This is a genomic window from Brenneria goodwinii, from assembly GCF_002291445.1.
Lineage (GTDB): Bacteria > Pseudomonadota > Gammaproteobacteria > Enterobacterales > Enterobacteriaceae > Brenneria > Brenneria goodwinii.
In genome coordinates, this window is the sequence record NZ_CP014137.1 from 4,327,609 (window position 1) to 4,343,232 (window position 15,624).

Genomic DNA, 15,624 nt, shown 5'->3' on the forward strand with positions numbered 1-15,624 from the left:
GTTCATAAAAAACCGGATTGCCTTGATGAGGGGCAATCCGGGGAGGGCAGGTGAAGCAGGATAATTAACGGATTAGTTATAAATTACCGCAGTACCGCGCAGGTGGTCGTTACCGGTTGCTGAGGTGATGGTAAAAGCTTTAGCCCCGGCCTTGTCAGCTTTTTCAGCCAGATGTGTTTTCAGCGAGTCCAGGTCCAGCGCGGAGGCGGAAACTACACCCACTTTTTGCATGCCTTGAGCCTGCTGTGCGGAGACATACTCAGCGGCGGAAGCGCCGAAAGAAACGGCAGCGAGTACAACGGTAGCGGCGATAGTTTTTACGTTTTTCATAATGTCTTATCCTATTCTGAATTATGGAATGAAAGGTCATCGCCTTTCGATAGAACAAAGGTTACGCCGATGTTCACTCACTGAAAATCGAATGTTTTTGATGGCGGCATTCAAATTTTTTGAACTAAACATGGTGTGATCGTTCTTATTTTTTAAATATAAAACAAAAGCTTATACATAAAACTGAAACATATTTACAATCTATTGAAGTTTATTGATTTTGCGGGGTGATACTTTGTATTGTGAACTAAAGTTAACTTTTAATGCTATTGGTCATCAAATTACCAATATTAATGTCTGGTCATGTGATGGAAACTGGATAGTTTATGATGTTCGCCCCCGGGGATCTTCATTTACCGGCTTGACTATTGAACGAGTAAACATTCATAGCCGGGAAATCGAGGTCATCTATCAGGCAGGAGACGGCGCGCATGTGGGCGTCGTAACCTGTAGTCCGGTCGCGCCGTTACGCTATGCGTTTATCCACGGACCGGAACATCCCGATCGCCATTGGCAGTATGATTTTCATCACCGCCGGGGAACGATCGTCAGCGACAGCCAGCGCGGCAGGGCGGTAACGCTGGATGCGCTTTCGATTACGCCGCCTTATCAGGCGGGAGCGCTGCGCGGGGGGTCGCATGTTCATGTATTCAGCCCGGACGCCAGCCGTCTGAGTTTTACCTATAACGATCATGTGCTGCATGAGTACGCGCCGTCGCTGGACTTACGCAATGTCGGCGTTGCCGTACCGCTGCATCCGGTTTCGGTCGTGAAACGGCATTCGCGCGAGTATGACGGCAGCCATTATTGCGTGCTGGTCAGTCGCACCACGCCGCATCCCCGGCCTGGCAGCGATGACATCAATCGCGCGTATGAAGAGGGGTGGGTCGGTTCGAACGGCTATCGTCGGCCTGATGGCGCCTGGCAGCGCTGGGCGCTGGCGTTTATTGGCGATACGCTCTCGGTTAGCGGGGAAAAAGTTGCCGAAGTCTTCCTGGTGGATTTACCGGAACCATTGACCGATTACGCCAAAGAGGGCGACGCGCCGTTGGCAGGAACATCGACGACAATGCCCGCGCCGCCTTTGGGCGTGCGGCAGCGGCGGTTGACGTTTACCCATCACCGCCGTTATCCCGGTCTGGTGAATCAGCCCCGCCACTGGCTGCGCGCTTCGCCTGACGGCGGCGAAATTGCCTTTTTGATGCAGGATGACTCGGGGATTGTGCAACTGTGGACGGTTTCACCTAACGGCGGCGAGCCCCGACAGGTGACGCACTCGGCATCCGGCATTCAGTCGGCTTTTAACTGGCATCCGCGCGATCGTAAATTGGCGTTCGTCTGTGATAACAGCATCATGCTGTGTGATGCCGACAGCGGGAAAACAACCCGCCTGACGGCCCGCACGGAGAATGCGCCCAGCGCGGACGCCGTCGTCTTTTCACCGGACGGGCGGCATATCGCTTATATGCGCGAAATCGACGGGTTTAATCAGATTTTTGTCGTGGCGGTTACGCCATGCTGAGCGCCCCGGCAGCCACTTTATCTGTAAAGTAAAGCGTGGCGAAAATAAGTTTAAAGCTGATTGTTGGGCGCCGTGGCTGCCTGTGAATTGGCCGTCTGGCTCTGTTGTTCACTATGCAGGATGCGGTCGTGCATGGTGGTTTTATCTCCGTCCGCACGGTAATAGTCATAGGGCAGCAACAGCGTATCCGCCACGGCGGAGAATGGCAGGTCGAGAATGACCAGCGGCATCATCGCCCAACTGGTGTTGTCATCGCGCAGCATATCCATGCTGGCCCGCGTCCCGGGATAGTACCCCTGATCGTTTCCGGTATGCGTCATCACGCTGGAACAACCGCCCGTTACCATCATTCCGCTACTGATGATGAAAGAGAATAAAGCACTTTTCAGCATAGTCATATTATCGTCCATTAAGGGTAGGGAGGGCGTATCTGCCCTGACTCTCTATACCCTCCATCTTTCAGATTGCCGGTACGTTGGCGGCGTTCATTACTCGGCCCTGCTCTGGGCCTCGCCCATCAAGGGCCGACGCTTTGCGTTGTTCAAAACGACAACGTTATGCCGTGCAACTCGAAATCTCTTGGGTATATAACGTATTACCTGAAACTACAGCCTTATTTGCTGGTCCCTATCATCTGAATTCTGAGTCAATGCATCGGAACTCATTCGCAGCACCTTGAGAGCCATGGCGCATCATAACCAGGTACGCGTAAAGTTTGGCTACACTGCGGCATCGAATGATTTAAGTGTATGTGATAACAGGGCGCTTATCGGTGAATTTTGCATGAAAAGCGATAATTTTTTCTAGTGGCCTATTGAAAGTCTGAGATCGGTCACCATGTTGAAAAATAAGTTCGGAGAGAAAGGTACGCCGGAAGGGTATCTATCCGAACGCTGAACCTGTCCTTAGGGAAGGTTGATTGTGAATCCTCGCTGAATCTTTAGGAGGCCGTTTATGCGTAACCCGGACTTTTCACCGCTTTATCGTTCCGCTATTGGTTTTGATCGCCTGTTCAATCTATTGGAAACCGGCCAGACCCCGAGTAATGGCGGTTACCCCCCCTACAATGTCGAGTTAGTCGACGAGAATCAATACCGCATCGCCATCGCCGTCGCCGGTTTCGCCGAGCAGGAACTGGAGATCACCGCACACGATAATTTACTGATCGTGAAAGGGGCGCATGCCGGTGAACCTGCCGCCCGTAACTATTTATATCAGGGGATCGCCGAGCGTAATTTTGAGCGCAAATTCCAGTTGGCCGAACACATTCAGGTCAAAGGCGCCAATCTGGAAAACGGTTTGCTGTATATCGATCTGGAACGCATTGTGCCGGAAACGATGAAACCGCGCCGGATCGAAATTAAATAAGCGGCATTAGAGCCTGCGGTCGTATCGTAACGAATTAATGTAATAACTATCGTCTGCCGAATGGGGACGAACCCAGCGGCGTCGCCGCGGCTGGGAAAGATTATCTCGCTTCATAGAAGGAGTAACGAGTATGCGTAACTATGATTTATCACCCTTACTGCGTCAGTGGATCGGTTTTGACAAATTAGCCAGTTCGATGCAAGGGGGTCAGGAACCCATTGAGTTTCCTCCCTATAACATTGAGAAAAAAGACGATAACCATTATCGCATCACGCTGGCTTTAGCTGGTTTCCGGCAAAGCGATCTGGACATTGAAGTGGAAGGCCCGCGCCTGACGGTGAAGGGCAGCCCGGCGCAGCCGGAAGAAAAAGTGGAATATCTGCACCAGGGGTTAGTGTTTAAGCCTTTCTCCCTGAGCTTTACGCTGGCGGAACATCTGCATGTTTCCAATGCGAAGTTTGAAAACGGCTTGCTGCATATCGATATGGTCCGCGAAGTGCCGGAAGCATTGCAACCGCAGCGGATTGCCATCGGTAGCGGGCGTCCGGTATTGACCCAGCCATCCGCGGATGAGGCGCTCCAGACGTCTGATCCTGATAAGGCGGCGGCCGAGTCGTAACAGACGGCCCCTCCGGTTATTGCTATTTTGTTTGTTGCGCCCGTTGCTTAGCCGAGCAGCGGGCGTTTTTTGTGTTGCCCGCCACGTTTCCCTCCTCGTCATTCTGCCAGAATCAATCACAGTAAATGTCGATGCTTAACTGAACTGCTTATGTTTTTTCCTCAAATAAGATGCGTTTGCACAAAGAAGGACACGAGGTATGAGTGATATCGCGCTGACCGTTAGTATGCTGGCGCTGGTGGCGGTTCTGGGACTATGGATCGGTAACTGGCGGATTTACGGCGTTGGTTTGGGCATCGGCGGGGTTTTGTTCGGCGGCATCATCGTCGGGCATTTTGCCCAGAGTTATCAGTTCGCGCTGAATGACGATATGCTGCATTTTATTCAGGAGTTTGGGTTAATTCTGTTTGTTTATACCATCGGCATTCAGGTCGGGCCGGGATTTTTCTCTTCATTACGCGTTTCTGGTCTGCGCCTCAACGGGTTCGCCATTCTGACGGTATTTCTCGGCTGTGTCGTGACCGTCATTATTCATAAAATCTTCCATGTTCCTCTGCCCATCATTCTGGGGATCTTCTCCGGCGCCGTTACCAATACGCCTTCTCTGGGCGCCGGGCAGCAAATACTGACCGACCTCGGCTCCGATGCCGCGCTGGTTAATCAGATGGGGATGGGGTACGCAATGGCTTATCCATTGGGTATCTGCGGTATTCTGCTGGTGATGTGGTTCATACGCGTCTTGTTTCGCGTGGCGGTCGATGCGGAAGCCAGGCAGTTTGAGAACGATAATGGTATGCACCATGAACATCTGCATACCATGAATGTGTCCGTAACGAACGCCAACCTGCAAGGATTGGCGATTCAGGACGTGCCGATTCTGAATCGCGATGCCATTGTGTGTTCCCGTCTGAAACGTGGTGATGAACTGATGGTGCCTTCTCCGGCCACCGTTATTCAACTGGGCGACTATTTGCATCTGGTAGGGGCGAAAAACGATCTGGAGCAGGCGCGGCTGGTGATCGGTCACGAAGTGGATACCTCGCTGTCGACTCGTGGCACCGAGTTGCATGTAGAGCGGGTGGTGGTGACCAATGAGAAAGTATTGGGACGCAAGATCCGCGAATTAAATTTAAAGCAAAATTACGATGTGGTGATTTCCCGTCTGAACCGCGCCGGCGTCGAACTGATCGCCAGCAACAACGCAAGCCTGCAATTCGGCGATATTCTCAATCTGGTCGGGCGGAAAACCGCCATTGACGCCGTAGCCAATCTTGTGGGCAATGCGCAGCAGAAGCTCCAGCAGGTGCAAATGTTGCCGGTATTTATCGGCGTCGGCCTCGGCGTTGTGTTGGGATCCATCCCGATATTTATTCCTGGTTTCCCGGCGGCCTTACGGCTAGGGCTGGCAGGAGGGCCATTGGTGGTTGCCCTGATACTGGGGCGTATCGGCGGTATCGGTAAGCTATATTGGTTTATGCCTCCCAGCGCCAATCTGGCCTTGCGTGAGCTGGGTATCGTGCTGTTTCTGTCGGTTGTCGGGCTGAAGTCGGGCGATGGCTTCATCGATACCTTGCTGCATGGGGATGGCGTCTGGTGGATTGGCTACGGGGCGTTAATTACCATTATTCCTTTGCTGGTGGTCGGGATTTTGGCGCGGGTTATCAGCAAAATGAATTATCTGACGCTGTGCGGCATGTTGGCCGGCTCAATGACCGATCCTCCGGCGCTGGCGTTTTCCAATGGGTTGCATCCCACCAGCGGAGCGGCGGCGTTGTCGTATGCCACGGTATACCCGCTAGCCATGTTTCTACGCATTATGTCGCCTCAGATTCTGGCGGTTTTATTTTGGGCTATGTGATATCTCCCTGACGGGAATAATGTTTTCACGCTAGCGGAAATAAATCAGACAAAGAGATAACGCCTTATCTGCTATTATTTTTTTTGCGTAGGAAATGCATTCCTGTGCAATAGATAAATATCACCCGTTATCTCATCAATTGGCATATTAAATATCCATGTAAAATATATGGATAACGCTTATGTTATCGATTATGATTTAAGTTAATTTAATGTTTATTAATTGTTGCATTAAATATATATCATTTGCTTGTTGAAATTATTACCCTGATTATTAAGTTAATAAATATATTTAGTAAGTAAAGTAATCTCTATTTGTAACACCATTACATTATTATGTTTCTATGGGTTATAGGAATTTAATGGGCGAAAAATCACCCTTTGCCATTACTTTCTCGCTTTTTTAAGCTGATGTTTCCAGTTGCGATAGTTACTTCTGTATTAACGAGCAGGGTGATGAAGGAAGAATAAGAAACACCAACTTCTCCGCACGGAACATCCGTTATTAGTTAACGAATTCCGTATTAATGAAGAGTGGTGTTCTATGTCTGCAAATAATGGCAGGTTAGTAAAGCTTCTGATTATAATTTGTCTCGCCGTTGGGTTATGGTTACTGCCGGTTCCTTCCGGCGTGAGTCCCGATGCCTGGCATTTAATGGCAATTTTTATTGCGACGGTCGTGGGGCTGATTCTCTCTCCTTACCCGTTGGGCGCGATGGCGATGTTCAGTCTGACATCGGTCGCAATATTGGGTTTGTTATCCATTAAAGATGTTCTGGCGGGGTTCAGCGATCCGACCATCTGGATGATTGCCTGCGCATTCTTTATTTCCCGCGGCTTTATTAAAACCGGTTTCGGCAGACGTATCGGTTTGCTGTTTATCAGCAAATTGGGCAATAGCTCTCTGGGGCTGGCTTACGGATTGGTCTTTACCGATTTGCTGTTTGCCCCGGCAATGCCTTCAACCTCGGCGCGCTGCGGCGGGATTATCACTCCGCTGTTCCGCTCTATTTCCGAGGCTTATGACTCGACGCCGGAAAAGGGAACGCAGCGGCGCATCGGCGCCTTTCTGGTACAGTCCATTTTCCAGTGTAACGCGGTGACGTCCGCCATGTTTATGACCTCCATGGCCGGTAACCCGATGGTGGCTAAACTGGCGTCGCAGTTCGGTATTCATATAAGCTGGACTGACTGGGCGCTGGCAACGCTGTTGCCCGGTTTCCTCTCGTTGGCCTTGATTCCCTATCTGGTTTACCGTTTCTATCCGCCCGAACTGAAGAAAACCACAGAAATGCGCGCGATTGCGGTAGAGCGTCTGCGTGAAATGGGGCCGATGAGCCGCAATGAATGGGTCGTTCTGGGGGTATTCCTGGGGCTGGTCACGTTCTGGGTGCTTGGCTCTACGTTGAAAATTGACGCCACCCTGACGGCGCTGGCTGGCTTGAGCGTCTTGTTGCTGAGCCGCGCGTTGACCTGGGACGATGTTGTCAGCGAAAAAGAAGCCTGGCATACCGTGGTGTGGTTCGCCGTTCTGATGACGCTGGCCGGTCAGCTCAATAAGATGGGATTGATCGCCTGGCTGGGCGGTCTGGCCGGAAACGCCGTGAGCGGTATGCACTGGTTGCCGATGCTGGGTCTGCTGTTGTTGGTTTACTACTATAGCCACTATCTGATGGCGAGCGCGATTGCCCATATCAGCGCCATGTATGCGATTTTCGTTTCGATTGCGCTGGCGGCAGGGGCGCCGCCGATGCTGACGGTGCTGGTCTTCGGTATCTTCAGTAACCTGTTTATGTCCACCACCCACTATTCCAGCGGTCCGGCGCCGATTCTTTTTGGCTGCGGTTATATGCCATTAAGCACCTGGTGGAAAATCGGCTTTTTCATCAGCCTGGTGATCATCCCTATCTGGCTGGTTGTCGGCGGCATGTGGTGGAAAGTGCTCGGTTACTGGTAAGGCCGGATCTCTCCTTCATGCATCAAGTTGCAGCGGCGTTGGCCGATTAAAATCGAGGCCGCTGCAAACACCGCGCAAATTCGCGTCAGGCCGGCTGGTTTCCCAATGGTTTTGTTGACCGGATTTGCTGGGTTGTATTCAATGATTGACTGGCGTCATCTTGAAATCTATCGGGTTATCGCTTTGTTTTTACGCCATATTTGATCTGAAATGACGCGCACTGCGGCGTATCCGTGTTCGCCGACACGCGAAACCTGATGAAAAAGTATAAGATAACGGTGTAATGATAGTTATTCCGGAGAGCAGCATGAATAAGAAAAAAACACCGTTGAAGTTGGGTACATCGGTGTTTCTGATGGTTTCGGCGGTGATTGGCGCGGTTCTGTTGGTCGTATATGCCTTGCTGTTTTTTCGCATTAACCAGCTCTCTGAAGACCATCTCCGGGAAAAAGCCTTCGCTATCGCCCGCACTTTTGCCTCTTCCCCCTTGGTTATCGATGACCTGAAAGGCATCGGCAACCCTGATTCCATACAGGACGCTGCAGGAGTTATTCTCCGGCGTAACCAGTTGCTCTTTATTACCGTTACCGATATGAACACTATTCGCCATACGCACCCTGAGCCGAATAGGATTGGCGGATACTTTGCCGGCCGGGATATTTATCCCGCCTTATTGGGGATGGAGAATTCATCAATCAATCGCGGTACGCTTGATCCCGCGCTACGGGTGTTTACACCTGTCTTTGATCACGATCATCGTCAGGTCGGCGTTGTGGCCGTGGGTATTGCGCTGACCAGCGTACAGAAGGTTATCAGTGAGAACCGCTGGATGATCCCCTGGGCTATCCTGGCTGGAGCGCTGGTCGGCTGGCTGGGTACCTTGATTTTGGTGAAAATACTCAAGCGAATCATGCTAGGCTTTGAACCGTTCGAGATCTCGAATCTGTTTGAACAGCGCAATGCGATGTTGAAGCAGATTAAAGAAGGCGTGATCGCGGTCGATACTCAGACAAATATCACGGTGATTAACGATGAGGCGATACGGCTATTCCGGCAGGGAGGAAGCCAGTCGCCGGATAAAACGGCAGAGAGCATTAGCCAGAATTGGCTGGATCACTTGCATTTGAAGCAGGTGCTGGAGAACGGCATCCCGCGGCGTGATGAAGAAATCAACGTTCACGGCCATCTGCTGCTGACCAATACCGTGCCGGTATTTGTTAATGGCGATATGATCGGCGCGATTGTGACATTCCGTGATAAAACGGAAATCAGTCAGTTATTACAGCGTCTGTCCGGCATGTCCTACTATGCGGACGCGTTGCGGGCGCAATCGCATGAGTTTATGAACAAGCTGCATGTGATTCTGGGGATGCTGCATTTGAAATATTATTCTCAACTGGAGAATTATATTTTGAAAACCGCCAATAATTATCAGGCGGAAATCGGTTCGATTATCCGTAAAGTAAAATCCCCGGTGATTGCCGGTTTCTTGTTGGGCAAAATTAACCGCGCCCGCGATCTCGGCATCACGCTGTCAATTAGCGAAGAAAGTTATCTGCCCGATACGGATGACGTGGATGCCACGAATGAGTTAATTACCGTGCTGGGCAATCTGATTGAGAATGCGATGGATGCCATCGACGGGCAGGAAAACTGTGAAATCAGCGTGGGTTTTCACCACCAGGATGGATGTTTGCATTTAACCGTTGGTGATGATGGCCCAGGTATTTTGCCGGAGAATCAGGAACATATTTATGAACAGGGTTTTTCCACGAAAGGCAGTGGCCGAGGCATTGGCCTGTATCTGACTAAACAGAGTTTGGAAAAGATAGGCGGAAACATCGATTTTGAGTCGGAACCTGAGGTGTATACCCAGTTTTTCGTTAACATACCTTATCAAGCAAGGCCGTTAGATCATGATTAATGTACTGATTGTTGATGACGATGCCATGGTTGCAGAACTGAATAAATCCTATCTGAATCAGATTTCCGGATTTAGCTGTTATGCAACGGTACCTACGTTACAGCAGGCGAGAAACTTACTGATGCAAGCGGATTCAGGCATCGATCTGGTATTGCTGGATATTTATATGCAGCAGGACAACGGGCTGGATTTGCTGCCGACCATCCGTGAGTTCAGTGAAAAGACGGATGTGATCATTATTTCATCCGCCAGCGACGTGTCTTCCATCAAGAAAGCGCTGCACTATGGTGTAGTGGATTATCTGATTAAACCTTTTCAGTTTTCCCGCTTTGAGCAAGCATTGACGGCCTATCGCGAAGAAGCCAATTTGCTGAAACATCGTGAGTTTGTCGCGCAGTCCGATATTGATAACCTGATCCGCCGTACCAGCGGCAATTCTGCCAGCGAACGCAAGAAGTTGCCGAAAGGGTTGACCAGTTTAACGCTGCGTACCGTGTGCGAATGGGTTGAAGGGAACCAGGGGACCGAGTTCTCGACGGAAATGCTGGCGAATGCCATCGGCATTTCCCGCGTGTCGTGCCGTAAATATCTCATTTATCTGGCGGATACCGGCATCCTTGCCACCAACATTCTCTATGGTTCTACCGGCAGGCCGGTGTATCTCTATCGGCTGTTGCCGGAAAAGCAGGATGCGTTGCGCCAATACTGTGAGTAGCGATCGTTGCGCCGTCAGCTCAGGGCCGCTTTCCGGCCCTGACGTCATGCTTCTTACAACGTATAACCGCTTGCCTGACGCAGCCATGCGCCGGCGCCGAGCAGGCCAGGGTGCGGATGGGTAATCAGGTACACCGGAATATCGGCCAAATAATCTTTAAAGCGGCCTTTATCCTCAAAGGCGGTGCGAAAACCGGAGTTGAGGAAGAAATCCAGAAAGCGCGGAACAATGCCGCCGGCGATGTATACGCCGCCAAACGTTCCCAGAGTTAACGCCAGATTACCGCCGAACCGTCCCAACAGAACGCAGAACAGCGACAACGCCCGGCGGCAGTCTACGCAGCTATTTTCCAGCCCTCTGGTGGAAATATCCTTTGGCGTCAGCGGCGTCGGCGTTCTGCCGTCGGCAATGACGATAGCCCGATACAGGTTGACGAGGCCCGAGCCGGACAGCAGGCGTTCCGCCGAGACATGACCAAATTCGTCGCGCAGTGTTTTGAGAATGATTGACTCTTCCTCACTGTTTGGCGCGAAATCGACATGTCCGCCTTCGCCGGGCAAGCTAACCCATTTGCCGTTCACCGGAACGAGATGCGCCACCCCTAGCCCGGTGCCCGCGCCATAAATCGCAATGGGTTTACCGGCTTCGGCCTGGTTGCCGCCAAACTGGATCACATCATCCGGGCCGAGCGTCGGGATCGCCATACTAACGGCGGTAAAGTCGTTGATAATGTCCAAACGGTCGAAATTCAGATTGCGGGTTTGCTCCGCAATGGAAAAGGCCCAGTGATGGTTGGTCATGGCTACCCAGTCGCCGACGATCGGACAGGCAATCGCGATACAACCTTGTTTAATGGTCAGTGAGGCGTGCTCAGCCAGGAACAGCCGGATAACCGTTTCCAGGCTATCATGCTCGGACACGGCATAATTTTTATTGCACGATATAGCGCCGTTTTCTAATGCGCAAAGCGCGAGACGCGCGTTCGTTCCCCCGACATCGCCCACCAGGGCATACTGATACATAACGTCTTATCTCCGATCAGATTTCAAGAATCTTTCTTTCCATTTTCCAGCGGCGGAGCGCTCATCATGGCCATCTGGTTTTCCAGGCTGATGAGGATGGGTTCCGCGCGTTGGAATGTATTTGGCTATATATAAACAGAAATGGGGGGGGAAGGTCACGGTTAAGGCGGAAAATAAATAGGCCGGTCGATAAAGCCGACCGGCCTATGGCAGATAATGCGCGGTTAAGTTAGATGATCCAACCCAGCAGCAGGGTGGCGCCGATCACGGTGGAAGCCCCGCCGATACGGGTGGCGATCTGAGCGAAAGGCATCAATGACATACGGTTGGAGGCAGACAATATGGCTACGTCGCCGGTGCCGCCCAGCCCGCTATGGCAAGTGGTGACGATGGACGCTTCTATCGGATACATGTTCAGGTAAGGCGCGATAAAAAAGCTGACCAGCGCCATGGAGAGCACCACTGAGCCGCAGACGATGACATAACCGATGGAGAAGACGGATACCACGCTTTCCAGCGGGATGTAGAGCATGCCTAAGCCAATCATCAGCGGCCACACCAGCGAGCTGGAAACAAACTTGTAAACGCTATGCGCGCCGGTTTCCATCGTGGCGGGAATAACGCGGCTGTATTTACAAAATACGGCGATCAAAATCATCAATACCGGCCCGGGGATATGAACCAGTTTCTCAAACAGGCCGCCGACGATGAAAAACGCGCAGATCATCAGCAAACCGCCGCCCATCAGGTGGAAGTCAACGGCTTTCGGCGCTTCGGTTACGGAGAAGATGGCGTTGTCTTCATCGCTGCGCACCAGACGGCCTTCGCCATTCAGATCTTTTCGGCGCATGCCCAGGCGGGACAGGATGCCTGCGCAGAAGATGGCGAAGATGTTGCCGACGACGGCGGCCGGCGCCAGTTGCGCGACATAAACATCCGGCGTTTCTCCTAAAATCGCGGAGTAGGCGAGCGATAAAGGCAGAATGCCCTCGCCGATGCCGCCGCCGATAATCGGAACAATGATGAAAAAGAAGGTGTGGTAGAAGCTATAGCCACAGAGTTTGCCAACCAGCAGTCCGGTGCACAGCGCCGTTGCCGTACCCACAACCAACGGTACAAACATGCGGACCATGCCTTGAATCAGGATTTTCCGGTTCATGCCCAGGATGCTGCCGACCACCAGGCAGGCGATGACGAAATACAGGAAATTCGCCTCTTTCATCAGCAGGTGTACGGTATTCATGGTGTTTTCATTGAACATATGAAAATACACCAGAATAGAAGGCACCATCAGACAAAGAATTGCCGGGCCGCCGATATCTTTAAATACAGGAATTTTATGTCCGATATGCGCCAGTAAAAAACCCATACTCATAATAACCGCGAAACCGCCGATCATATTTTTTGGTAAATATCCTGCGTAGGCTGCAATAAAAACAATAGCAGCGATAGCAATAAAAAGCGGGACAGGGACGGCCCCGATTTTCTTGTTGAAAATAGTATCTACAAGTGAGAGGGATGTGGGTGTATCTATGGCAAGATCGTTCTCACAGAGAATATCAGTGTCAGTTTTTTTCATTGTATTCACCCTGCTATGACAGTACGGTACAGGAGAGTCCTGCGTTCATTTTCAGATAAAAGTAAGAAATCCATTTTTTGTTTTTCATCAATACGTAACGAAAAACTCAGAATGGTGAAGGTTTTATTTAACGCGTGTTTTTATTAATCCGTAATCTAGCATGGGTTAATGTTAAAAATAATATGTGATTTCATTATTTGTGAACTTATTAGCAAGTTCCTTTTAAATAACTTATATCATTTTTTTGTAATTAAATTAATTTAAAGGTCGCATTTAATAGCATTTCGGAGAATGAAAGGCGGGGACATCATTAATGTAATATAAACATATCACGTTATTAAAATAAGTAAATAATCGAATCAAAAACTAATAAAAGCATTTTTAGCGACCAAAATCCATTCTTAATAGCTTCCAGCATAGAAAAGATGGCCATAAGCCAGATATTCCCTATCAACATGCCTCTGACCGCTTGAGCGGCGGAACGGATAGGCGCGTTTTCTTCAGCAAGATCCCGGCGCTTTAGCCGGTGGGCAAATCGGCTGCGGCCACCCTCTTTCGCGTTATTGTTTCATAGGCAATAAAGTTTTTTTATGACGCGTAGATAGTATGTTTCAAATTTCTATATTTCATACTGATATCACTTTAACTTATATGTTGGCAGGATTTTCACCTGCCGATAACGTTTTTCACAATGAATAGTGCTCATATCTTGGACATGTAGAAGAATATTCTCATAGTTTTTTTGATGGTGGTAATTTCTTTATTTTTGTGTTTTTATGGTTTTTTACACTGGCTTTTAATTATTTTACAAAAAATAATAACTGTTATTTGCGATTTTTTCGTGTTTTGAACCAATGAAAAATGGTCTGGCTGTTTGTAAATCCCTACAGCTTGTATTGACGCAACTGTAATCTGTTGACAGATTTAAGACGTCATAGAGGGAAGAAAACAGTGAATGCCTGAATGATTCCTCGTATTCATTGGCCGTAGGCTGTCTCGCCGCTTTCTCCGTTATTTTAATTTTGCGCCTTCGGGCAAGGCTCGGACCATTACACTCAAAAATAGCGGTCCGACCTAATGAACAACACAATATCATCCACAATGGAGCACAAATAATGGGAAATTCCTTGGCTAAATCAAGGGTTTTGAAACTCGGGCTTGGTTTGTTGGCCATGTCTGTCGCCGCCGGACTACAGGCTAAAACGCTGGTCTATTGTTCCGAAGGCTCTCCAGAAGGGTTTAACCCGCAACTGTTCACCTCAGGAACAACGTTTGATGCCAGCTCTATTCCTATCTACAACCGTTTGATTGAATTCAAAAGCGGGACAACCGATATAGAACCCGGTCTGGCTGAGAAGTGGGATATCAGTGAAGATGGTAAAACTTACACGTTCCATCTGCGTAAAGGCGTGAAGTGGCAGGACAGTAAAGACTTTAAGCCGTCGCGTGATTTCAATGCCGATGACGTATTGTTCTCCTTCCTGCGTCAGCAGGATGCCAATCACCCCTATCATAAAGTGTCCGGCGGCGGCTATGAGTACTACCAGGGCATGGGGATGCCGGATTTGATCGGCAAGATTGAAAAAGTGGACGACTACACGGTCCGCTTTGAGCTGACTCGTCCGGAGGCGCCTTTCCTGGCTGACTTGGCGATGGACTTCGCTTCCATTATGTCGGCGGAGTATGGCGATCAGATGCTGAAAGCCGGTACGCCGGAGAAGATCGACCTGAATCCGGTCGGCACCGGGCCGTTTAAATTGCAGCAATATCAGAAAGATTCACGCATTCTGTACACCGCATTCCCCGGTTTCTGGGGTAAAAAACCGGGCATCGACCGTCTGGTGTTCTCCATCACGCCGGATGCTTCCGTGCGTTACGCCAAATTGCAGAAAGACGAATGCCAGATTATGCCGTACCCCAATCCGGCCGATTTGGCGCGTATGAAAGAAGACAAAAATATTACGCTGCTGGAAAAACCGGGTCTTAACGTCGGTTATCTGGCGTTCAACGTACAGAAAAAACCGCTGGACGATGTGAAAGTGCGTCAGGCGCTGACCTATGCGGTGAACAAAAGCGCCATTATCGACGCGGTCTATCAGGGAGCCGGACAAGCGGCTAAAAACCTGATTCCGCCGACCATGTGGGGCTATAACGACGATATTCAGGACTACAGCTACGATCCGGAAAAAGCCAAAGCGCTGTTAAAAGAAGCGGGCATGGCGGATGGCTTCACCATCGACCTGTGGGCGATGCCGGTCCAGCGGCCTTATAACCCGAATGCCCGTCGTATGGCTGAAATGATCCAGTCGGATTGGGCGAAAGTCGGGGTGCAGGCCAAGATCGTCACCTATGAATGGGGTGAGTACCTCAAGCGCGCCAAAGACGGCGAGCACCAGACCGTATTGATGGGATGGACCGGCGACAACGGCGATCCGGATAACTTCTTCGCCACGCTGTTTAGCTGTGATGCGGCGGAAAGAGGATCGAACTACTCCAAGTGGTGCTACAAGCCGTTTGAAGATCTGATCCTGCCTGCCCGCACGACCTCCGATCATGAAAAACGGATCGAGCTGTATAAACAGTCGCAGGTCGTTATGCACGATCAGGCGCCGGCGCTGATCGTGGCGCACTCCACCGTGTATGAGCCAATCCGTAAAAATGTGAAGGGTTATGTTATCGAGCCCCGTGGCGTACACAGTTTCAACAACGTGTCGTTGGATTAATTCAACAC

At 50.4% G+C, this 15,624-nt stretch carries 12 protein-coding genes; 8 read left to right on the plus strand and 4 right to left on the minus strand.

Annotated elements, in window-relative coordinates; genetic code table 11:
* Positions 1-72: 72 nt before the first annotated feature.
* Positions 73-330 carry a multiple stress resistance protein BhsA gene (gene bhsA / locus ACN28R_RS19185; RefSeq protein ID WP_095835232.1) on the minus strand — a complete coding sequence of 86 codons (258 nt, stop codon included), beginning with the start codon at positions 328-330 and terminating at the stop codon, positions 73-75.
* A gap of 235 nt (positions 331-565) precedes the next feature.
* On the opposite strand from bhsA, the gene ACN28R_RS19190 reads away from it, so the two are divergent.
* The gene (locus ACN28R_RS19190) at positions 566-1,852 is read left to right on the plus strand and encodes a DUF3748 domain-containing protein (protein ID WP_072065825.1); all 1,287 of its coding nucleotides are present in this window, start codon (positions 566-568) and stop codon (positions 1,850-1,852) included.
* 50 nt (positions 1,853-1,902) lie between these two features.
* On the opposite strand, the gene ACN28R_RS19195 is transcribed toward ACN28R_RS19190, so the two are convergent.
* Entirely contained in the window at positions 1,903-2,250 is a 348-nt protein-coding gene (locus ACN28R_RS19195; RefSeq protein WP_048639726.1) for a YceK/YidQ family lipoprotein, read from the minus strand.
* 556 nt (positions 2,251-2,806) lie between these two features.
* On the opposite strand from ACN28R_RS19195, the gene ibpA reads away from it, so the two are divergent.
* The 6 genes from ibpA to dcuR all read left to right on the plus strand — a co-directional run bounded on the left by ibpA (position 2,807) and on the right by dcuR (position 10,292).
* Positions 2,807-3,220, plus strand: a complete 414-nt coding sequence (gene ibpA / locus ACN28R_RS19200) for a small heat shock chaperone IbpA (protein ID WP_048636902.1) — start codon at positions 2,807-2,809, stop codon at positions 3,218-3,220.
* 130 nt (positions 3,221-3,350) lie between these two features.
* Positions 3,351-3,839, plus strand: coding sequence for a small heat shock chaperone IbpB (gene ibpB, locus ACN28R_RS19205; protein WP_095835233.1), 489 nt, complete (start codon positions 3,351-3,353; stop codon positions 3,837-3,839).
* Positions 3,840-4,038: 199 nt separating this feature from the next.
* The gene (locus ACN28R_RS19210) at positions 4,039-5,697 is read left to right on the plus strand and encodes a putative transporter (RefSeq protein WP_048636904.1); all 1,659 of its coding nucleotides are present in this window, start codon (positions 4,039-4,041) and stop codon (positions 5,695-5,697) included.
* Between the two features lie 543 nt (positions 5,698-6,240).
* On the plus strand, positions 6,241-7,653 hold the full coding sequence (locus ACN28R_RS19215) for an anion permease (protein WP_048636905.1): 1,413 nt from the start codon (positions 6,241-6,243) through the stop codon (positions 7,651-7,653).
* Between the two features lie 307 nt (positions 7,654-7,960).
* The gene (locus ACN28R_RS19220; RefSeq protein WP_048636906.1) at positions 7,961-9,577 is read left to right on the plus strand and encodes a sensor histidine kinase; all 1,617 of its coding nucleotides are present in this window, start codon (positions 7,961-7,963) and stop codon (positions 9,575-9,577) included.
* Positions 9,570-10,292, plus strand: a complete 723-nt coding sequence (dcuR, locus tag ACN28R_RS19225; RefSeq protein ID WP_048636907.1) for a two-component system response regulator DcuR — start codon at positions 9,570-9,572, stop codon at positions 10,290-10,292. Before ACN28R_RS19220 ends, dcuR begins: the two co-directional genes overlap by 8 nt.
* A gap of 53 nt (positions 10,293-10,345) precedes the next feature.
* Here the strand turns inward: dcuR and glk are convergent, their stop codons facing one another.
* Both glk and ACN28R_RS19235 read right to left on the minus strand, forming a co-directional pair.
* Complete coding sequence (gene glk / locus ACN28R_RS19230; RefSeq protein WP_095835234.1) at positions 10,346-11,314, minus strand: glucokinase; 969 nt, start codon at positions 11,312-11,314, stop codon at positions 10,346-10,348.
* 229 nt (positions 11,315-11,543) lie between these two features.
* The gene (locus ACN28R_RS19235; RefSeq protein ID WP_048636909.1) at positions 11,544-12,893 is read right to left on the minus strand and encodes a 2-hydroxycarboxylate transporter family protein; all 1,350 of its coding nucleotides are present in this window, start codon (positions 12,891-12,893) and stop codon (positions 11,544-11,546) included.
* 1,115 nt (positions 12,894-14,008) lie between these two features.
* On the opposite strand from ACN28R_RS19235, the gene dppA reads away from it, so the two are divergent.
* Positions 14,009-15,616, plus strand: coding sequence for a dipeptide ABC transporter periplasmic-binding protein DppA (dppA, locus tag ACN28R_RS19240; RefSeq protein WP_048636910.1), 1,608 nt, complete (start codon positions 14,009-14,011; stop codon positions 15,614-15,616).
* Positions 15,617-15,624: the final 8 nt, after the last annotated feature.